Raw genomic sequence first — 20042 nt, forward strand, 5'->3', positions numbered from 1 at the left:
TTTTAGCGACACATAAAACGATGCAATACTGGCCAGCGATTTACATTTTGACACTTGCTCAAACGTAAAAATCCACTGGCAGTTACCCCATTCTATTTTGAGAAGCGCTTATGGGATGGTTTGGGGTTAAAAGCAGCGGAAGATAATAAAAACAGCCCAAAGTTGATTAAGGATAAGTATGAAAGCACACAAAACGTTAGTTTCGGTATCTGTAGCTGCATTGCTCAGCGCCTGTGGCGGCTCCTCAGATAGTAAGGTCGATGCGCCGGTTATTGAGGCCCCAGCCCCAGTGGAAACCACCATTAATGGCCAAGCGATCAAAGGCTTATTAGCCAATGCGCTCGTAACGGTGTTCAAATATGTTGATGGCGCAGCGGTGCCGCTAACCAATGATGAGCTTAAAGACAGCGAAATTAAAACCGACGCTCAAGGTATATATACCTTTACTGTGCTTGACTACAGCGGGCCAATAAAAATTGAGTTATCCGTAGACAGCGATGCACCAACCACCATGGTATGTGATGCGCCAGCAGGCTGCGGCAGCGCAGAATTCGGCGAAACGGTTGATCTAACTGCGCTAGACCCAAATTTTACTTTATCGTCTGTGACCAATGTGACTTCAGGGGAAGAAACGCAACTTAATGTTTCTGCGCTAACCCACTTAGCCACCATCTTGGTTGAGCAACAAGAATCGATCAGCGCAGAGGTCATCAGCGAACAAAGCGCAATTATTGCCAATACTTTCGGTATTCAAGGCAGTTTAACTAGCCAAACACCTACTTCAATTGAAGACAGCGCACAAGTTGCCGCTGAAGATAACGATAATGAATTACGCTATGGGCTTATTAACGCCGGTATCGCTCAAGCTTTGTTTGCCGGCGAGAGTAGTGCGGAAAACGTGATGTCTGAAAAATTTGCGGCACTTGCGATAGATCTGGTTGAAGGCAATGGTCAGTTGCTTAATAGCCAAGATGAAGATGACGATTTTGAATTGGCGATTAGCGATGTATTATCGGGTGCACAATCTGCGGCCGACACGGTTGCTCAGAACGTTGCCGACAACGCTGAATTAACAGATACCCAAGCGCTATTGACCTCGTTATCGCAGCTGGAGGTAAAGCTAGCAAACGAACAACAGAATAATAACCTACTGGCCGGTGAAAGTGGTCGCGTAGCCGTAGGGGCAGATACAGTCACCCAAGGTGATGCTGTAGCCAAAGCCAAAGCCATGGTTGATGACGTGCGCGTATTGGCGAATTTGTTTGATTTACAAAGTGACGAAAATGCAGCGGTCGCCACGTTAGGTGAAGAATATCTAACCTTACTTGATGATGCAGGGCAAATGATTGAAGCCCAAGCGGATGACTTTGTGCTGCTCAGTCAAGTGGCTCAAGCTGTCACGCAACTCAGCATAGCGCTAGAAGATGAGAGCGAAACGCAAACCGTCTTTACTATTAGCGAGCTTATCGACGCTGAAGGTGTGGTTGGCAGTATTACCTATGATGAAGCCAACTATTTGTTTGCCGTTGATGCATCTTCGCCGGACGGGCAAGTGGTTAGTCTCAATGCAAGCGTTGTATTAGACGAAACTGGCACGAAAGTGACGCTGGCGATTGACGGAACATTAGACAATTCCCAAGCGAGTTTTTCGATAGCACAAGGCAGTCAAATAGTGCTTGAACTGGCAGACGCTGCCGAAAGCCTAGATTACTTGCAAGGTCGAGATGTGGACGTCATGCCCATTGCAGGGGAATTAGCCCTTGATGTTACCTTGGCGCAAAAAACCAGTGATACGGTAACAGACCCTGTGACATTTAGCGGTCAAGTCTCGGCTAGATTACTGCCGCTAGAGATTGCTCGTCTAAGTGAAGATTACGACCATCAAGTCAACAATGGGAATTTGTATGTCGCTCAGTCCGAGGTGGTCGCCCTGCCAGAGGTGCTCAGTTTAGCTGGTAGCTTCAGTTCACTCAGCGGTGATGAGGTTCGTGCTTCACTCACGGTTGATGTGGCTAATGCTGATGGTTACCAAGCTCCTGAATTTACTTATATTGGCCGTGAAATAGATGATGTGTATGGCATTCAAGTGTCAGAAGATGGTTTGACCTTAAAAACCATCGTACCACCAGAAGCGGATCACCCAGGTTATACCAGCACTCGGGTATTTGAGGTGCTCACTTTCAGCGAAGGAGCCTATAAAGAAGTACGGACTTTTGTGCCGAGTGAGCCAACAGAAGATTTCTTCGGTAATGGTTATGAGGAAACTGTGCTCAGCAGTGGGGGCTTTAACGGTAACCGTTCCGAGTCTTTCTTTATGACAAAAACCTACAAGTATGGGGAAGACGGATACTCAATTCGGTCACAAACCATAGTGCCTGCATTTAACGATGACGGCAGCGTAGGGGGATTTGAAGTCTTTTCAATGCAATTGAGCTCTGATGGCCCACAAGATATTGAAATCAACCGAGACATGATGCTAAACGCTGAGGGCGAGATCATTGACGCTCAAGGTGCTGTGATATCGCGCACGACAAACTCAGTGGGATTTTATTATAGCTTTGAAGAGCTATCGCACATTGGATGGCTATTTAGTGACTTGATGGACGTTGCGAGCAATGCTGCTGAACGTTTTACTAAGATGCGTATTGGCAGTCCTTATCCGGCAACATTTGATTTCCCTGATTTGGGCAACGTAGCTGTGCTGTGGACAGAAGAAAATATAGCTCAAGTCACACCTGGGGCGGATGTGTCTTTCAGCGGCATACTTTATCAAGCACGTATTAAAGATGCCTTAGCCGTTGACGTCAGTGACGATGCCAATACGGTGACCGCTACGCTAGACGATCAATTAACGGTGACCACAGGTTATGTTGAAGATGAAGCGGGGAACCATGAGGTTTCGATATTATCTACAGATGAAAACGGCGAGGTGTTTAAGCAGCACATTAGTGTCGACAAAACAGCTAGAAACCTTGATAAACCATTGCTATTGGTGAATATGCAGGCGACGTTCTATCAGCAGTATCGTCAAGCTCAACGTTTGTCTCTGATCCCAGGAGACAACAACGGTGACGGTATTGCAGATGGATATGAAGTCAATGTGTTTTATGGTGAGTATTTTGATAGCGAAGGTAATTTAATTGACTATGGCACGGACGAAGTAGTCGAAAACCCGAGCTCTAATTATTATCTTTCTGCCAACGAACAATGGGATAGTTTTTTTGATGAAATTACTATCGGCTATGACCCGCTAACAGCAAGCAATGCCTTAGATGTATTCTCCGGTTTGATGGAGTACAAGGATGGTGATTCGTTTACAGAGCTTCAATACAGCTTTGATGATTATAGCGTTGCTGAGCAAGGGGTTTATAACATTCGCTTAAATGCCGAAGAACTCTCGACTTTAGCAGCCGGAGCGAGTACCCGTTTTGATGCTGTTATTGCTGAGCCCGACTCAAAAACTAAGTTAGAAGACGATGAAACCTATTTTGATATAAATGCGGCCTTGTCTGTAGGAGTGACATTAGGCGACTACGTACTCGACTTGACATTACAAGGTCAACGCAGTGCACGTGAAGAAGGGCAGTTCTCATTAGATGTGCAGTATCAAATCCCGGATGAGGACACTCAGCGTTCGTTCACGGTTAACGCCAACACTGAGCAAGAAAATGCTTACGTCGTCAGAAACAACGAAAATGTGACTTTAGTACTGAGTAATGTACAAGCTCAGGCTGATGCCGAAGGCGAAGCAAGACTTGGTCAAATTATTGTGGGCTCAAACGCAGAAGTTGCTGCTGAGATCGTTGACCGAAACGGTGTCATTATGGTGCTTTACGCTGATGAAACAGTAGAAAGCCTGTAGTTACCTCACTCATTTTCATAACCTTTAAAAGCATGTCATTCACTTTGTGAGTGGCATGCTTCTTTCGTAGTTAATTCCTTCGTACTAGATGATGCTAAAACTAAACATATTTAAATGTATTTCGGTGGCATGCACTGGTGTAGCAATATGCCACGGTGATGTACTTGCACAAGAGCAATCTCACAGGTTTGCTCCCTCGAGCCAAGTCAGCGCGTATTTCACGAGTGAGTCCTACAGTCATATCTTACCAATCAAGCAATTGGTTGAGGATGAGTGGCTTACTCAGCCTAAGCATGATGCGGATCTCGCGTTTAGCCAAAATGAGCTGGGCAGCGAAGTAATAATCAATAATTGGAGTATTAACCCCGCGTACCGAGTTGATTATTTTGTCGATACAAATCCTGATACCGCTTACGCCTTTTATGCCGATCGAGCCGACCTGCCGGCCGACGCCCAGCAAACGTACGACCTTGCACTCTCACTTCGAGAAAGTCGCGCGAAAGGCTTACGCTTAGGTTACCAGTGGCAGAATGGTGATTTTTTCAGTCATATTAAACTGGGCTACTGGGCGATTACTGATGCGCGTGATTCCACATTACGCGGTGTGCTTTCCCAAAACAGCGAGGGTGAATTACAAGGTAGCGGTCAGTTAACCGAGTACTACACTGACAACAATTTTTTGAAACGCCCTAACATCAATGGTGAGCGCTGGAATAACAGTGGAACCGGCTACACCTTGGATATCGCCTTAGCGTGGCAGGTTACATCCAAACTTATGTTACGCCTTGACGCGCAGGACCTGTACTCGCATTTTACTTTGGATGACGCGGGCTTTAGTGATGGCGTGGTTGATACTGATAATCAATACATTAAAGCCAGTGGAATTACAGGTTTCAAGCCCTTGTACAGCGGTATCGAAACCAGCAGTAGCCATGACTACCACATGCCTAAACGAGTTAATCTGCGAGTCGATTATCAAATGGAAACTATTGGAATACACAGCCAGTTAAAAACGATAGGTAACGATGAATTTTATCTACTAGGAGCGAGCTTTTCTTTTGCTGAAAAGAGCCGCTTAACCATGTTGGTGGATGTAGAGCGAGCAACACCGCAGGTAATGCTTGAAACAAAATGGTTAGATATCACCCTCGCCCTCGACAAATTAAAAGCCGAAAGTGCATATCAGCTTAACCTAGGCGTGAGACTATATTGCACATTCTGAGTCTGATTGTTTAACAACTGCGAAGAGTCTACGCTTGCTTAGTGAGTAACCTTTTTATAATCCAAGGGCTAAAGTGGCTAAGTTTCGGCCATTTCCTTAGCGGTATTGGGCGTTCTTAATGTGTGGATTATGCCTAAGGTGCAAAATCGCGTATATTAGCCGGTAGCGCCAAGCCCCATGTAAGAGGGTATTAATATTTATTGGGTATCCCCCTTAGATGAATACAGCGCTTGACTAAAACTACACTGACACTAAGAAATATATGCCACAACCACAAAAAGGGATTTGTGCTGAAGCAAGCTTGCATGCCCTGTATTTACTGCTCAATGTGAACGATGATGATGATTCAGTCATGCGCATCAAGATCGCACAAATTGTCGACTTATTTGCCCATTATGATGAAGAGCATTATGAGGCAATGGTCACCGGCGTTGTTGCCATAGGCAGTAGCTATTGGCACGACGTTTATCCGGGATTAATTCCTGTCGAATTAGCGCCGTTTCCTGATATGCACTGTGATGACCGCAGTGCCCCTGTCGCACCTTGTGATTTATTTATTCAAATTCGCGCTGACAGGGCGGATATTTGCCATGCCCTTGCCATGGAAATCATGCGTTTGCTTGGCAGCCATGTGGATTTGATTGAAGATATACGCGGATTCAGATATTTAGATGGTCGTGATTTAACTGGATTTATTTACGCCGACGACAACCCCAAAGGTATGCATAAGTTAGATATCGCGTTAGTGGGGGAGCTCGATCCAGACTTTGCTGGTGGCAGTTACATACATGTGCAAAGGTACCGTCACAATATTGCTAAGTGGGAGCAATTGTCTGCCTATCATCAAGAATACATAATGGGCCGTAAAAAATCGGATAACAGCCCCCTGAGTGATGCCTTTAAATCACCTCGTAGTCATTACGATTGTACCCAGATTACAGACAATGAAAGCCGACCTATGCGGATTTTGCGCCAGAGCATGCCCTATGGAGATATGCATGTGCAGGGGCTGTTTTTTGTCAGTTGTGCTCGCAGTCCTAAGCCATTCGAGCATATGCTACGCAATATGATCATGAATGATGAAAACGGTGAATATGACCGCTTTTTGGATTATACCAGTGCTGAAACTGGCGCTGCGTTTTTTGCTCCATCGCTTACCTTTATTAAGCAGCGCGCAAATTAATTAAACGGCGGTCAGAGAACGAGAGCGCCTGCGAGAATGTGGTCAATAAGGTGGCTTAACCTTGTCACGATATCGTAACGTAGCCGCCATGGCTTTGTCATAAAACCCTTCTATTATCCTTTCGCCTTGTAGGCTAAATGTATGTGTTCCGTGGACTTTTAGGGGCAACACTCTGGTTGCCCTGTTTTTTACTTTCTCGCATTATTCAGCTTGTCTAAAAAAATGCCCCCGCTGTCTTTTTTTGCACTCTCATTAGTTGAAAGGGTGCAACTATTCTGTACACCGACGCCTTGTTTAAAATCCCTCGGACGAATTCTGGTTGGTCATTTACTCATGTGGATTGGTATGAACGCCGTTTAATACTATAGCTGAACGGTTCCATCCCAGTCGGCAAGTAGTTTTTGCTCGGCTAATTGTTGGCATTGACTGATGTGCAGTTTAGGTAAGTAATCATCTGGTGAGAGCGTGGCAGCTTGTTCAAAGCAATTAATGGCTTGTGCCCAGTTTTGCTTAAATCGATACGTCAGGCCTTGCTTGATAAGTGCCATGTTACTTAACTTTAGCTGCTGAAGCTCTTTGGGTAAGTGAGCAATCACTTCGTGTATTTCAATGGCATTGCTTCGCCCTTTTACTTTAACCCAATCCAGCAAGCGAGCGTTAAAACGTTCAGGCTGTGCGGCTTGTTGCAATGCTTGTGCGCTCACTACGATATCGCAGTGATAAATAGGGGCTAATGCCTCCAAACGATAAGCGATGTTAACGCTATCACCGATTACGGTGGTGTCCATGCGATCATCAGAGCCAACGGTGCCAAGTACCACAGGGCCAAAGTGAATGCCTATGCCGATTTCAATTGATGGATAACCACTGTTTTGTCTATGTTGATTATATATACTCAGTGCTTGGCGCAAGTCGAGGGCAGCACACAGTGCATCTCTGGCTTTGTCTTCGTCGCAGCCATCAGGGTGATCAAATAATGCCATGATGGCATCGCCGATAAATTTGTCGATAAAGCCGCCATTGAGATGAATGGGGTCGTTCATACGTAAGAAATATGAATTCAGAAAACGCATCAGTTCTTGCGGACTCATATTTTCTGATAAACCTGTGAAGCCACGAATGTCACAGAACAAAATCGCTACATCGTCTTCCACCGCGTGGCCTAATTCAAGCACGCTGGACCCATGTTTGGCAAAATGGTCAACAAACTGTTTTGGCACAAATTTTTGAAAGGTATGACGCAGGCGCAAAGCTTCATCAGCTCGTTGCTCGAAACGTTCGGTGGGCAATTCTTCAAAAGACTTCTGATTAACCGCGCGAGGCTTTGGGGTAACATCAGACATTTTTTCATGGCTTAACGCTTTAAGCTTTTTCAGTAAAAATGCGATGACAACTAAACAAACAACACAAAACGCCAGCAAAACAACGAGTAGGGACTCAGAGATAAATTCCAACATAACACTTACATTGCTTCGCTAGCGATTGATTAGGTACAGCTACATTAACCGAACTTTTTTGCTACGTCAGCCAGAACCTTCTCAGCAATTTGTAGTGTTTGCTGAATAATTTCAGGGCTATGCTGAGCCGATACAAAGCCTGCTTCGTAAGATGCAGGTGCCAGATAAACGCCGTTTTCTAACATGCCATGGTAGAAATGATTAAACTGCTTGGTATTGCAGTTAATCGCTTGTTGGTAGTTCGTGACGCACTCTACATCAGTGAAAAACAGACCAAACATGCTGCCAGCATAGTTAACAGACATGGGGATACCCAGTCCATTGGCGATGGCTTTTATGCCTTCTGCCAAGGTTTTGGTCGCTTCACTTAACTCTTCATAAAGGCCCGGGCGTTTGACTTGATTTAGGGCAGCTAAACCTGCTGCCATCGCCACTGGGTTGCCAGATAGCGTACCCGCTTGATACACAGGGCCTGAAGGCGCGATGTGTTGCATGATGTCGCGTTTACCACCGAAAGCGCCTACCGGCATGCCGCCGCCAATCACTTTACCGAGGCACGTTAAGTCCGGCACGATATTGTATTTGGCTTGTGCGCCGCCTAACGCGACGCGAAATCCGGTCATGACTTCATCAAAAATCAGCACTGCGCCGTATTTATCGCACACATCACGCAACCCTTGAAGGAAGCCGTGGACTGGGGGAATACAATTCATATTTCCAGCAACGGGTTCCACGATGATACAGGCGATGTCGTCTGGGTATTGCTCAAATGCTTGAACTACCGAGTCGATATTATTGTATTCCATTGTCAGAGTGTGTTTAGCAAAGTCAGCTGGAATACCAGGTGAGCTAGGTACACCAAAAGTCAACGCGCCTGATCCTGCTTTTACCAGCAGGGCATCGGCGTGACCGTGATAACAACCCTCGAATTTAAGGATTTTATCACGCTTGGTATACCCTCTAGCTAGGCGAATAGCGCTCATAGTGGCTTCGGTACCTGAGTTGACCATGCGTAGCATTTCCATAGATGGCACCAATTCGCTGACTAAATCAGCAATGGTAACCTCTGCCTCAGTTGGTGCACCAAAACTTAGACCATTTTGCGCGGCATCAATCACCGCTTGGCGAATAATGGGGTTGTTGTGGCCTAGTACCATTGGTCCCCACGACTGCACGTAATCAATGTATTGTTTGCCGTCGGCGTCGTATAAATAAGGGCCATCTGCCTTTTCGATGAAAGGGGGAGTGCCACCTACGGCTTTAAATGCGCGCACGGGAGAGTTAACCCCACCAGGAATGTGCTTTTGAGCGCGAGCGAAAAGTTGTTCTGATTTTTGCATATTATTAATCTTCTTCTATTACTTTGTGAAATGGCTAAGTGGATAAATAGGGCGCTAGTGGCCGTTGTACCAATGCACTTCTTTGTCGAATTTGCTAACGATATTTTCAACCCCTAAGGTCAAGGCAAACAACGCCATTCTTACCAGTACGCCATTGTCGGTTTGGCGAAAGATGGCCAGATTTGGGTTCATATTTAAATCGTTGTCTAACTCATTGGCTTCCGTGCGTGAATCTCGCGGTAACGGATGCATAATCACTGTTTTAGATTGAAAGTGCTTGGTATAAATTTGCTGATTCAAGCGGAATTTCCCCCGGTACAAATTTGCCTCTTCTTGTGAGCCAAATCGTTCTTCTTGCACTCGGGTTTGATAGCAGATATCCGCATCAAAGTTACCCTCTAGGGTTTCACTGATAGTGTAGCTGTGCCCCGCATTTTCAATGGCACTTAGAATCGCATCCGGCATTGCCAGCTCTTTGGGTGAAATAAGCGTAAAGCGAATATTTTTGAACAGACAAAGTAGTTTACTTAACGAGTGTACGGTTCGGCCATATTTCAGATCACCAATCATAGCGATATGCAGGCCGTCAATGTTGCCGCCATGGTATAGCAGTTCTTTTTGAATAGTATATAAATCAAGAAGGGCTTGCGTAGGGTGCTCGTTAGCGCCATCACCACCATTTATCACTGGCACACGACTACCTTGGGCAAATTCAGCGACTGAGCCTGAATCAGGGTGGCGCATAGTGATGATATCGGAGTAGCCACTGAGTACACGAGCGGTATCGTACAAAGACTCGCCTTTGGCCAACGCGGAGTTACTCATACCAGTGGTTTCACGTACCTCACCACCGAGTAAGTTAAAAGCGGTACCGAAACTGACTCTAGTACGTGTGCTAGGCTCGAAAAATAAATTTCCGAGGATCGCACCATCAAGTACCGTGGTCCGTTTTTGGCGTTTTGCATAGGGCGCCATTTGATTAGCGACATCGAATACGCGTTCTATCGATTCACGGTCGAACTGATTAACGGAAAGAATATGACTACCTTCGAATTTCATTTGCCCTGCGCCTATGTTGAGAAAACCGCGAGGATTTTATCAAACTTATGATGAATAGGGCGAAATCTATTGTAATGAATCGTCAATTTGTCATTAAGCCGTGATAAATTAATTTTAATCGCCAATCATTTTAACGGGCTTCCAAGGATGACTACGAGTACATACACTAGCGAGCCAAAACGTATTATCATATTTGGTAATTCTGGATCAGGTAAATCTACTTTGGCAAAGCACTTAGCCAGTACATTGAACATCGCGCATCTGGATCTAGATACGCTGGCTTGGCTACCTACAGAAGTATCAGAGCGGGCACCTGTTGCTGACTCTATGCGCAGTATCAACGCATTTATTCATACCCAAAAAAACTGGGTTATCGAAGGCTGTTACAGCGATTTACTCGCCGAGCTTACTGGCCATGCAAGTGAGTTAATCTTTATGGATTTACCGATAGCAGCTTGCGTTGAAAATGCCCGAAACAGACCTTGGGAGCCGCATAAATACCCATCTAAAGAAGCGCAAGATGCAAATTTGCCGATGTTGATCGACTGGATCACTGATTACGCAGCCCGCAGTGATACATTTTCATTAGCCGCGCACAAAACTCTGTTTGACGCTTACCAAGGCAACAAAAAACGGATTGTCGCAAATAGCGCGGAATGACGATAGAAAGGCATATTACGTAACGTATGGTGATGATATATATGTTTTATCGTATGTTACTCATGCATGTCGAATGAGTTTTTCTTGTAATACGCGTGCCAAGTATTCGCCCCACAATTGATAGGCAAGGGCACCAGGATGAAAGCCATCATCAGCGATAAAGCGCCGATCGATGGGGAAGGGGGCACTGACAAAATGACATTGGGGATTGGTTTGGCAGAATTTTTCTGCAAGATCATTTAAGTGCTTGGCTCTAACGCCCAACCACCAACGCAAGGGCTGGGGTAAAGCTGGAAATAAATGCATAGGTGGCAGGCTTGAAAAAAGTACGCGCTTTGCGCCGAATTTATCCTGTAAGGCTTGGGAGATGAAAGCAAGATTGCTTAACCATTTACGAGACGATGTAAGCCCAGTTACGTCGTTCACGCCAATAGAGATAACGACCGTTTCATACGCTTGAGTAGATTCAATGTGTTGGATTTTTTTCAGTAATTCTGCGGAAGTATCCCCCGTTTTCGCCATGAGCTTCCAAGCAACTTGGTAATGTGGCCCAAGAGTATTTAACATGTTGCCCGCCAAGGCGTATCGCTGTAATTCAACCCCGACTCCAGCGGCGGCTGAGTCGCCAATGATCAATAGCGACAACGGGGGGCCACTGCCGAATGTGCCTTCTCGACACCCCTCCGGCTCGGGTAATTTAGGCGTTACTCGCCTGACGTATTTCCCCTGTATGATGAACAGTAAAGCGAGAAAAACAGAAGCAAGGTGATAGAGCATAGCACGTCCATGTTAAGTCAATAGGCGGTGGACATCCTATAAAGCAACGCCATTGGGAGCAAGCCTTATAGGGGCATTTAAAGGTAGTCAATTAGTCGCATAAGGCGATGGTGATAAGTGCTTAATAAGCACGATTAAGCGACTAGATTGGCCGTAAAAAATAGCTGCACTCAAGGAATTTAGCCAGTTATGATCTGTTAAAAAACTGGCTACATTCCTTTTACCAGAGCATCACACCACCTTCGCCGGATGCGCCTGCGCTGTATAACCGTAAACGTAAGTAGTAGCGCCGGCCCTTAATCAATCTGAGGGTTATTTTCGAATTATAATTTGTGCCGCTATCGTCATCCCCTGCTAAGTAAATAGGCTCGCCATCGTCATCTTCGAACAGCACAATGACGGTATCCATTGTGCCGAAAGTTTGTATGTTATAGGTGCGGCTAATATTTGGCTCTATCGTAAAGTCCAACTGCTGGCCGGGAGTAATGTCGAGCTTTTGGGATAGAAAGGGCGCTAGTTCAGGCCATTGAGCAACACTATTGTCTGGGTAAAACTTAAGCGCTTCTTGTATGTCCATTTCTGACAACCCAGGAGCAGGAATAAGGGGCTGTTGTTGATACTCCGCAGGGGAAAGGATCAGGCCAGCATCAAATTGATAATGCATGATAGAATCTCGGTCCCAAGGGGAACCAGTAGCATCTTGTGGTGACAATTTTCGGATAATATTGTGGTAAGTCGTTGCATCATCCCAGTAATTAGGTGAGCCCGCAAAGTTTGCATAAACGGCGTTTTCATCCCAAATAATACCTGCTTTGTGGTTTTGATGTTCGTGGGGGAAACCCATGGCGTGGCCAATTTCATGTAGCGCTGTGTCACGGCCGTAAGGGGTCGTTAGGTCCCAGCCAAAATTCATGGTTTGCTCTTCGTGATTTGGCACCAGATCGATACAGTCTCTGCCCACATATGACCACGAACTGCCAGGGGCGAACCCAATTCTAAATTCTGCTTGGGCTGAGTCAGCAACCTCAATAAAATCTAGGCCTATACCTAGGTTCTTCCATTCATCAAAGGCTTCTCTGACCGCTTGCAGCTGGTTGGCTTGCCCCGCTAGTTGGGCTTGGTTCTGCATAAAGTAGTAGTGCAACACGGTGTGATTGACCCATTTTTTTTCGATATAGCGCACTAAAGATTCGCGATTCCTATCAATATTCGGGTCTAGTTTACGGGGTTCTACCAAGGGTAAGTTACAGATACTGGGGGCACTATGCTCACATGTTTTCATGTTCAAATCCTTCTGGAAAAGAAACAGCACACAGGCCGACGCGATAACGCAGAGCTAATAGCGAGTAGGTTAAACGCGTCGTGTATGCAAGAAACGCACTGTTTCACACTAGGTTTAGGCGGGTATTTCGAAACTGCGCAAACGCCAGTCTATGCGCTTACTCATGCTTGTAAGCGTACAATAATACCCTAGAACATTGCGTCAAAACCTTCCATTAATTTAACTCAATTTAAGCGTTATTTGATAAGCCTACTTTAGACGCTGTTGGTCTCATATCTGCGCCAATGTGATCGAAACGATTAAACTAGGTGCGCTGATCTTTTGGCGAGTCCATAACAACATGAGTAGTGATCGTGCTGACTTGAGGCAAAGTGCCCAGAATATCAGTGTGGAAAGATTTGTAGGTTTTCAAATTGGTTGTTTCTACGCGCAAAATGTATTCGAAAGAGCCTGTGACGTTATGGCACTCTTTTACCTCGTCAGCGCTTGCGATCGCCTGCTCAAAAGCATCTTGTGAGCCCTTGGTATGTTTTCCCAAGCCAACCGTAACGTACGCAATAAACCCGTTACCGAGTAGTTCGCTGTCTAAAATAGCGCGATAGCCTTTAATCACACCGCTATTTTCGAGTTCTTGCACGCGGCGCAAACACGCCGAGGCAGATAGGCCAATTTTGTCAGCAAGCTCTGTATTGGCGATCCTCCCTTGCTGGCTAAGTTCATGCAATATTCTTTCGTTATATTTGTCTTTTAGATTCATTTGTTGTGCTCTTGCATGGTTTTCCGCTGTTTATAGCGCAGTAATTTCAATCATAGCTCTTTATAATTGCATACTTCGCTTTTCGGTAAAACCACCTCTAACAGGGATCAACATTCAATGACGTTTGACATTCTCACCGCGCTTATGCTGTTTGCACTTGTGTCTTCAATTACACCTGGGCCGAACAACTTAATGTTGATGGCATCAGGCGCCAACTATGGTGTTAAGCGTTCATTGCCGCATATGTTCGGTGTGTCACTGGGATTTACCTTAATGGTGGCGCTGGTGGGGTTAGGGATCATGCAAATATTTGATATGTTTCCTGTTACCTACCAAATTTTAAAAGTGATGAGTGTCACTTATTTACTCTACTTGGCCTATAAAATTGCCACGGCTTCAAACGCTAAACAGAGCAATACAACTGATGCAAAGCCGATGACCTTTTTTCAAGCGGTGATGTTTCAGTGGGTGAACCCTAAAGCGTGGACGATGGCATTAACGGCTATTAGCGTCTATGCACCCTCGAAAAGTGTGTTAGCTGTGGTGATGGTTTCAGGTGTTTTTGGTGCGGTGAATTTCCCCTGTATTAGTGGCTGGACAATTTTAGGCCAAAAAATACAAGGCTTCTTAACGGATAACAAGCGCCTTAGGGCGTTCAACTTCACCATGGCGGGGCTGTTGGTGTTATCTCTTTATCCTGTGTTTTTATAATTATGGCTAATACAGAGTCACGCCAATTCCCGTAAATAATAACCACTGAATGAGGGGGAATGATTTATTGGAATGGGTATTGATTCGCACTAGCCAAAATCATGCTAGAAATTAGTCTCGGGTCAACACTTCGAGTAATTCAATTTCGAACGTCAAGTCGGAATTGGGCGGGATCATGTTACCTATTTGACGTTCACCATAGGCAAGAGCTGCAGGTACCCAAAGCTTACGTTTTCCGCCTTCTTTCATACCTTTCAAGCCGAGTACCCAACCTTGTATCACACGTTTATTGCTTAGCACTACCTGAAAAGGTGCGTTGTTTTTATGGGATGAGTCGAACTCGGTGCCATCTTCCAAGAAGCCGCGATAATGCGCCGTGATAAGCGCACCGCGCTCGGCTGCCTTTCCACTACCTTCGACCAAATCTTCAATTTTTACATCTTGTTGCACGTTTATGACTCGCTCTATATGAAATAAGTGGGATTTTAAAAGACCGGCGTCAGTGAAATAATCAATCGCCAGTTTAATCAACAATAATAAAGGGAAAATGGATGTAAAAGAAGGGGGGCTAGCGAGCGTGCCCAGCTTCACTAGCCATAACACGTTATCCACATCTGATGAGTAGTTGGGGATTACTTGAGATCCAACTCTTGATATTGGCTGGAACTGAGCGTTTTACGCATGGTTCCTCGCTCGCCAAACTCTTTATCTGCTTTGCGCTCGTTGGTTGACATCATTTCTTCTACTTTCTTTTGAAACGCTTCGTACTCTGCTGTCTTGATATAGTCTTTATACTCAACCACCAAAATCAGGTCTGGCTCACCTTCTCGCGCATGATTGTTTGCCAGAACATGATAATCCACCACATGGCCTTCTTTTTTAGCGAACTCGTAAACATCCTTCCAGCTTCCCGCCAAATGATCCATATAGTTTTCAAATTGCCCTGGCAATATTTTGATGCCATGTGCTTCCCATACGGTTCCATATGAGTAGCTAGATTCTTGGGCAACTGCGGTGGTTGAAATACCGAATGCCAACATACTGCATATCAACATACGAGGAAGTACTGCCATTTTTATATTATTCATATTGTTTGTCCTTTTTAATATCACCTCACCCTGAGGTGACTTGGTATTAACGTTCGCCGAGAAAGTCGCAAGCGAATCAGTTCAAAGTTGGCGCTAAAAATCAAGGTACCGTTAACAAAAGGAGGACTACAGTGAACCTATATTTGCTGCTCATACAGCGTGTAGCGGTATGAATGATATGTCGCGCTTCGAAAAAGTTTACGCGGCATTATATTTTTAGGGAGAAATTGAGCTGTTTTTGAGCAACTTTTGAGAAGATGGGGAGCTACCAAGCAAGTTGCTTGGTAGGCTTAGTGCTTCACGAGTGATGAGGTATTTTAAGGTAATACGCAGGCGGCGATGACTTTCCGGTTGTACATCACCGCGTAGTCATGTGCTTTTGAGCGTAATGATGTTTGCTCACCGACGCGCAGCGTATCTCCTGTACCTTTTAAAGTACGATAGCCACACTGTTGCTGAATGCGAGCCAAAGGGTACACGGCTAAATCAACGCCAGGTATGGATATCGCGCGCCCTGCGAAAGCTAGTAATCGTAGATCGCCCTTGTGGATGGCCTGCTTAGCGTCGTGGAGCGGATCTGCATCTGTTACCCAACTTAGGGGATGTACATCCATTTTCACATTGTTCTGGCTTGAAGGTGTTTTGGGTTGAGCCCCTGATACGCTATGTGCATTCCTGGCTTCGGTGTTGGCTGCGGGCGCAATTTCGCCGGCGGTTTGCCCAACTAGGCTATTTTCCGGCGTATCTGCACTGCCGAAACAAGCGCAAGCAGTGAGGTTTGTCAGCCCAATCAACATGATAGGGCCAAGCACTGATAGGCGTGTAATTAACAAGCCCATTTTGCTGACTTACGTGAACGCCTGCCTATGAACATCATCACGCTCACTAAACCAAGCCACAGGTAACTAAACGAGCCACCGCCACCAGAGCTACTGCCAGTCGTTGGCGCAGTAGTCGTGGGCGTTGCTGTAACTGTTATCGTCAGGGTTGCAATGTTGGTGGCAATGCCATCGCTTACAATATAGGTCAGGCTTTCATTGCCTGAAAACCCATTGGCTGGCTGATAACTAATTTGGTTGCCACTGATGCTAACAGTCCCTGAGCCAGTGTAACTTATGTCGCTGATGCTGAGGTTGTCGCCATCAATATCCGTATCATTATTTAGCACACTGATAAGCGCAGCTGCGCTATCCTGCTCAACGGTTTGGCTGTCATCGCTGGCCTGTGGGGCATCATTGACCGGGTTAACATTCACCACCAATGGGAAAGCGCTTGAGTCTTCGATACCATCATTGACTGTGATCGAGACTGACAGCTCGCCGCTAAAGTTCGCATCAGGTACTAGGGTTACACCATCTTCGATGCTGTAATTACTGCCTACTTGTAACGCTAAGGTGAAGTTATCTGGGTAACTAGAATCTGGATCAGTGACTTGTAGGGCAGTTAACGTCAGGGTAAGTGTGTCGTCTTCATCGACATTTAATGCAGACTGGCCATCAATTACGGGGGCGACATTTGAGCCACCTTGGGTAATCGCAAAGTTGGCAGGGTTTACAGCGTAAAAGACGTTATCAACACAACTGACTTTTATACGTGCGTTGGTGGTGTTGGTGTTTGGTGAAAATACCACTTGTTCGCCATCATTGGGGGTGTCGCGTATAAGAATACTGTCGAAAGTATTATCACCGTCTAAATCTGCTGTGATGTCTACCGAGGGGCAACTTATCGGTGCATTTTGTGTACTGGCGGTATTCCAGGCAATGGTTTGAGCTGCATTACCTTGCCAAACACTGGTCGCTGTGGGTTGAGTGACCGCAAATGCGGTGCCCGTATTTGTGACACTCAGCATTATGTCAGCAGTGTCTACGCCGCCTCTATTGTCTTTTACCGTAACGCGAAAGTTTAGTTCTCGATCGGTTGTAGGGTAAGCCTCACCAAAACTAACGGTATTCTCCAACACATCCTCTAAAGCAGGGAAATAACGATAGCTCTCACTGACTGCAGAGTACGAGCGAAACAGTGGATTCGCGCCATTATCGCTGCGCATGTCGCTGGCGGTGGCCGTTCCACCCGTGTCGCCACCGGCATCAATTTGCTCCCAGGTATAGGTTAGTGTTTCATCATCAGTTGCTTGTGCATCGAGTATAAACGGCGTGTTCGCTGGAATAGAGTAATTTGTTGAGGTCACAGAGACTTGTGGCGCAGCATTGTTCAAACTGCTTGTGGTGCCACAAAGTCGGCCGCGTCCTGTCTCAACATAGTCACGTATTTGTTCTACTGAGCCCGCGTGGAAATAAGGTGAACTGGTGTTTTGTAAATTCTGAGTGCCGCATATACCTGCGTAGGACATAATTGTAGAGCCACTGCCCGGTTCAAATGCGCTCGAACTACTGCGCTGTTCTTCGTCACAGGAGTCAAAATCTTGTGCGTTAAAAGAGTGTTCCGCATCCAGTTGGTGGCCCAATTCATGGATCACCAAATCAATATAGAAGCGCTCCCCTTGGGGAGAAGTATTGCCTGTATATCCTCTGGCTTTGTGAGTACTCAAACATACTACGCCAACGAACGCTAGCCCGCCTGGATTAGTGGCAAGTAAATGCCCTATATCGTAATTGCTAGAGCCTACAGCATCATCAATGACTTGTTGATTGGTGTCTAAATCTTCGTTTGCATCACTGTTGGTAAAGGGGTCAGTAGCGGCATCTGTATAAATAATATCTTCGTTATCAATCAACTCAAATTGTATGGCAGTATCCACCAGTAAAATCTGATTCACTCGGTTGACCAAAGTGATCATTTCTGCCACTGCGTCGGCTTTTGTTCCACCTACTGCTTGAGTGTATTCGCCAGTAGCACTGAGGGCTAAACGGTAGGTGGTTAGGGTGTCGCCTGTGGTTTTCTGAGCGGTGATTAAATCGGTGTTGGTTTCTTCCTGCGCTGAAAGGGTGACAATTGAATCATCCATACCTTGTGGTAGCAGGCTTTTGCCGTCAGAGTCGAGGTAATAATAGCTAACATATTGTTCATCGTTTTTTTCGTAAACTGGGCTTAATAACGCCCACTGACCATTTTGACGAAATATACCCGTCAGCCCTTTATGAGTCAGGCTGAAACGGCCAACATTTTGCGGAGCATTCACTTGCACCGCATCGTATGACATAAACTGAGGGTAGCGTGCAGCTAAATCGTCTGACATCACGCGAGAAGGCGTGAGTGTAAAGTCAGCGTAGGTGCCATCAGGCAAGGGCAGAGCTAAGGTGATAGCGGCGGTTTTATCTGAGAAACGTTGTTGCAATGAGTCGCTGGCAAGGGACTGATAGTTACCTTTAACGACGGCAACTTTTGGCGCGGTGTCCTCAGCGCTAAATTTAGCTTGGGCTGAAGCTACCCACAATGATTCAGCACTAGCAGTGCCTGCGCTAAGTGCACCGATGCCAGAGGCGGCGATAAGTAACATACGTTGGGCAAATTTACTGAAATTGTATTTGTTTACTACCTGCATAAAACAACCTTGAACAATTGACTGCTTTCGGGAAGCGTCCCGATTAAGCTAAGCGGCCAGCTTAAAATTAAAGAACAGTCTGATCCTTGCTTGTTCTACTTCACTTGATACCGACCCAACAAAAAGGTTAAGCCTGAACAGTTACACGAGCCTTATTCTAGTGATAAATCGTGAAACTTGTATCACAAATCTTGAGTTTTACTGGCTGAACAGAGTATGAATTAGCAAATAGCGTATTTTACCAACACGGGAATCAGGTAGAATATCCCTATTCTATCGACCCGAGCAATAAAGCTTATGCCAACAACAAAGCGTGATGCGCGACCGACAAAAGTCACCTTGTTCAGCATGTTAAAAACAGATTGTCCAAAATGTATGCGCATGCGCTATATCATTCTGTGGGGCATACTCATGGCAGTGATGTACTTCTGGTTTTGGGGTTAAATAAAGGAACAAAATGCAAGATGTAATACAGATCCGCGCTTCTGCGAAACGTAATGTTCTCACCACCAGTTTGTTCGGTGTTACGGGTATTTTTGTGGCTGCAGGTATTTTCGCTTGGATGCCCGAGGCATTCTTTTTGGCCGGTGTGTTTGTGACGAGTGCTTCAATAGTGGCACTGTTGATTGCTTGGTTTAAATTTCGTGAGCCTATTTTCAGCTTAGAATTATCCCATGATTCTATTTGTTACCAGCATCGAAAAGGACAATGGCATGTGAGTTGGCACAATATCCAACGTATTGACGTCCCTCGCGCGCATCGAGACTTAGCACTTGAAGATTTGAGCTTGGTGGGCATAAAACTTAAAGACTATCGGCCCTTTTTAACCACAACACCGATCAAGTTGATGATTCATTTGTTGATGGAACAGCGTTCTCTGCTGTTATTAGGGGATAAAGCTGACAGTGCCTCAGGACTGAGTTTCAGTGCTAACCTAGTAGAAGATGATAAACATAAGTTACCCGATGGAACTGTGCTTACTGGCACACAGGCCATGCTAGCTAACCGAATGACAAAGTTGCGTGAACGATTAGGTTACGACTTGTATATCAACGTGTCTGAGCTTGACCGCAGTGAGCAAGAGTTCGTTACGCTATTGCGTGAGTGCCAGGAGTTTGTGCAGAACCAACAGAAATAATCTG

16 protein-coding genes are annotated in these 20042 nt (G+C 45.7%); 6 read left to right on the forward strand and 10 right to left on the reverse strand.

The window, feature by feature from the left end; translation table 11 throughout:
• Positions 1–178: 178 nt before the first annotated feature.
• The 3 genes from AC0VYA_RS02470 (at position 179) to AC0VYA_RS02480 (ending at position 6267) form a co-directional block, all read left to right on the forward strand.
• Positions 179–3862, forward strand: coding sequence for a hypothetical protein (locus AC0VYA_RS02470; RefSeq protein WP_475489942.1), 3684 nt, complete (start codon positions 179–181; stop codon positions 3860–3862).
• 88 nt (positions 3863–3950) lie between these two features.
• Positions 3951–5084, forward strand: a complete 1134-nt coding sequence (locus AC0VYA_RS02475) for a hypothetical protein (protein ID WP_475489943.1) — start codon at positions 3951–3953, stop codon at positions 5082–5084.
• Positions 5085–5346: 262 nt separating this feature from the next.
• On the forward strand, positions 5347–6267 hold the full coding sequence (locus tag AC0VYA_RS02480) for a Dyp-type peroxidase (protein WP_011573407.1): 921 nt from the start codon (positions 5347–5349) through the stop codon (positions 6265–6267).
• Between the two features lie 362 nt (positions 6268–6629).
• Here the strand turns inward: AC0VYA_RS02480 and AC0VYA_RS02485 are convergent, their stop codons facing one another.
• The 3 genes from AC0VYA_RS02485 to AC0VYA_RS02495 are packed head-to-tail and all read right to left on the reverse strand — an operon-like array spanning position 6630 to position 10123.
• Positions 6630–7724, reverse strand: a complete 1095-nt coding sequence (locus AC0VYA_RS02485; protein ID WP_475489944.1) for an adenylate/guanylate cyclase domain-containing protein — start codon at positions 7722–7724, stop codon at positions 6630–6632.
• A 44-nt stretch (positions 7725–7768) separates the two neighbouring features.
• A complete protein-coding gene (gene hemL / locus AC0VYA_RS02490; RefSeq protein ID WP_475489945.1) occupies positions 7769–9064 on the reverse strand; it encodes a glutamate-1-semialdehyde 2,1-aminomutase in 1296 nt (431 codons plus the stop codon).
• Between the two features lie 54 nt (positions 9065–9118).
• Complete coding sequence (locus tag AC0VYA_RS02495) at positions 9119–10123, reverse strand: aspartate carbamoyltransferase (protein ID WP_475489946.1); 1005 nt, start codon at positions 10121–10123, stop codon at positions 9119–9121.
• A gap of 147 nt (positions 10124–10270) precedes the next feature.
• On the opposite strand from AC0VYA_RS02495, the gene AC0VYA_RS02500 reads away from it, so the two are divergent.
• Entirely contained in the window at positions 10271–10783 is a 513-nt protein-coding gene (locus tag AC0VYA_RS02500; protein WP_475489947.1) for an AAA family ATPase, read from the forward strand.
• A 60-nt stretch (positions 10784–10843) separates the two neighbouring features.
• Here AC0VYA_RS02500 and AC0VYA_RS02505 read toward each other — a convergent pair whose 3' ends face one another.
• The 3 genes from AC0VYA_RS02505 to AC0VYA_RS02515 all read right to left on the reverse strand — a co-directional run bounded on the left by AC0VYA_RS02505 (position 10844) and on the right by AC0VYA_RS02515 (position 13599).
• Positions 10844–11560 (reverse strand): SGNH/GDSL hydrolase family protein, encoded by a 717-nt coding sequence (locus tag AC0VYA_RS02505; RefSeq protein ID WP_475489948.1) that lies wholly within the window; start codon positions 11558–11560, stop codon positions 10844–10846.
• A 220-nt stretch (positions 11561–11780) separates the two neighbouring features.
• Positions 11781–12842: a M12 family metallopeptidase gene (locus AC0VYA_RS02510; RefSeq protein WP_475489949.1), complete on the reverse strand. Its 1062-nt coding sequence runs from the start codon at positions 12840–12842 to the stop codon at positions 11781–11783.
• A gap of 304 nt (positions 12843–13146) precedes the next feature.
• Positions 13147–13599 (reverse strand): Lrp/AsnC family transcriptional regulator, encoded by a 453-nt coding sequence (locus AC0VYA_RS02515; protein ID WP_011573413.1) that lies wholly within the window; start codon positions 13597–13599, stop codon positions 13147–13149.
• Between the two features lie 117 nt (positions 13600–13716).
• Between AC0VYA_RS02515 and AC0VYA_RS02520 the strand changes: the two genes are divergently transcribed.
• The gene (locus AC0VYA_RS02520; RefSeq protein WP_473477932.1) at positions 13717–14310 is read left to right on the forward strand and encodes a LysE family transporter; all 594 of its coding nucleotides are present in this window, start codon (positions 13717–13719) and stop codon (positions 14308–14310) included.
• 111 nt (positions 14311–14421) lie between these two features.
• Here the strand turns inward: AC0VYA_RS02520 and AC0VYA_RS02525 are convergent, their stop codons facing one another.
• The 4 genes from AC0VYA_RS02525 to AC0VYA_RS02540 form a co-directional block, all read right to left on the reverse strand.
• Positions 14422–14760: an FKBP-type peptidyl-prolyl cis-trans isomerase gene (locus tag AC0VYA_RS02525; RefSeq protein ID WP_473477934.1), complete on the reverse strand. Its 339-nt coding sequence runs from the start codon at positions 14758–14760 to the stop codon at positions 14422–14424.
• 182 nt (positions 14761–14942) lie between these two features.
• The gene (locus AC0VYA_RS02530; RefSeq protein WP_475489950.1) at positions 14943–15398 is read right to left on the reverse strand and encodes a hypothetical protein; all 456 of its coding nucleotides are present in this window, start codon (positions 15396–15398) and stop codon (positions 14943–14945) included.
• A gap of 317 nt (positions 15399–15715) precedes the next feature.
• A complete protein-coding gene (locus tag AC0VYA_RS02535; RefSeq protein ID WP_475489951.1) occupies positions 15716–16237 on the reverse strand; it encodes a hypothetical protein in 522 nt (173 codons plus the stop codon).
• On the reverse strand, positions 16225–18900 hold the full coding sequence (locus tag AC0VYA_RS02540) for a reprolysin-like metallopeptidase (protein ID WP_475489952.1): 2676 nt from the start codon (positions 18898–18900) through the stop codon (positions 16225–16227). The genes AC0VYA_RS02535 and AC0VYA_RS02540 overlap by 13 nt, the downstream gene beginning before the upstream one ends.
• A 457-nt stretch (positions 18901–19357) precedes the next feature.
• On the opposite strand from AC0VYA_RS02540, the gene AC0VYA_RS02545 reads away from it, so the two are divergent.
• A complete protein-coding gene (locus AC0VYA_RS02545) occupies positions 19358–20038 on the forward strand; it encodes a DUF2982 domain-containing protein (protein ID WP_475489953.1) in 681 nt (226 codons plus the stop codon).
• The last annotated feature ends 4 nt before the right edge of the window (positions 20039–20042 follow it).

The sequence above is a fragment of the Paraglaciecola sp. QJM3NY_14 genome (genome assembly GCF_056173245.1).

Excerpts from the sequence above, each read along its gene's own strand:
- AC0VYA_RS02470 (WP_475489942.1), top strand. The coding sequence starts at position 179 with ATGAAAGCACACAAAACGTTAGTTTCGGTATCTGTAGCTGCATTGCTC.
- AC0VYA_RS02475 (WP_475489943.1), top strand. The coding sequence starts at position 3,951 with ATGATGCTAAAACTAAACATATTTAAATGTATTTCGGTGGCATGCACT.
- AC0VYA_RS02480 (WP_011573407.1), top strand. The coding sequence starts at position 5,347 with ATGCCACAACCACAAAAAGGGATTTGTGCTGAAGCAAGCTTGCATGCC.
- AC0VYA_RS02485 (WP_475489944.1), bottom strand. The coding sequence starts at position 7,724 with ATGTTGGAATTTATCTCTGAGTCCCTACTCGTTGTTTTGCTGGCGTTT.
- hemL (WP_475489945.1), bottom strand. The coding sequence starts at position 9,064 with ATGCAAAAATCAGAACAACTTTTCGCTCGCGCTCAAAAGCACATTCCT.
- AC0VYA_RS02495 (WP_475489946.1), bottom strand. The coding sequence starts at position 10,123 with ATGAAATTCGAAGGTAGTCATATTCTTTCCGTTAATCAGTTCGACCGT.
- AC0VYA_RS02500 (WP_475489947.1), top strand. The coding sequence starts at position 10,271 with ATGACTACGAGTACATACACTAGCGAGCCAAAACGTATTATCATATTT.
- AC0VYA_RS02505 (WP_475489948.1), bottom strand. The coding sequence starts at position 11,560 with ATGCTCTATCACCTTGCTTCTGTTTTTCTCGCTTTACTGTTCATCATA.
- AC0VYA_RS02510 (WP_475489949.1), bottom strand. The coding sequence starts at position 12,842 with ATGAAAACATGTGAGCATAGTGCCCCCAGTATCTGTAACTTACCCTTG.
- AC0VYA_RS02515 (WP_011573413.1), bottom strand. The coding sequence starts at position 13,599 with ATGAATCTAAAAGACAAATATAACGAAAGAATATTGCATGAACTTAGC.
- AC0VYA_RS02520 (WP_473477932.1), top strand. The coding sequence starts at position 13,717 with ATGACGTTTGACATTCTCACCGCGCTTATGCTGTTTGCACTTGTGTCT.
- AC0VYA_RS02530 (WP_475489950.1), bottom strand. The coding sequence starts at position 15,398 with ATGAATAATATAAAAATGGCAGTACTTCCTCGTATGTTGATATGCAGT.
- AC0VYA_RS02535 (WP_475489951.1), bottom strand. The coding sequence starts at position 16,237 with ATGGGCTTGTTAATTACACGCCTATCAGTGCTTGGCCCTATCATGTTG.
- AC0VYA_RS02540 (WP_475489952.1), bottom strand. The coding sequence starts at position 18,900 with ATGCAGGTAGTAAACAAATACAATTTCAGTAAATTTGCCCAACGTATG.
- AC0VYA_RS02545 (WP_475489953.1), top strand. The coding sequence starts at position 19,358 with ATGCAAGATGTAATACAGATCCGCGCTTCTGCGAAACGTAATGTTCTC.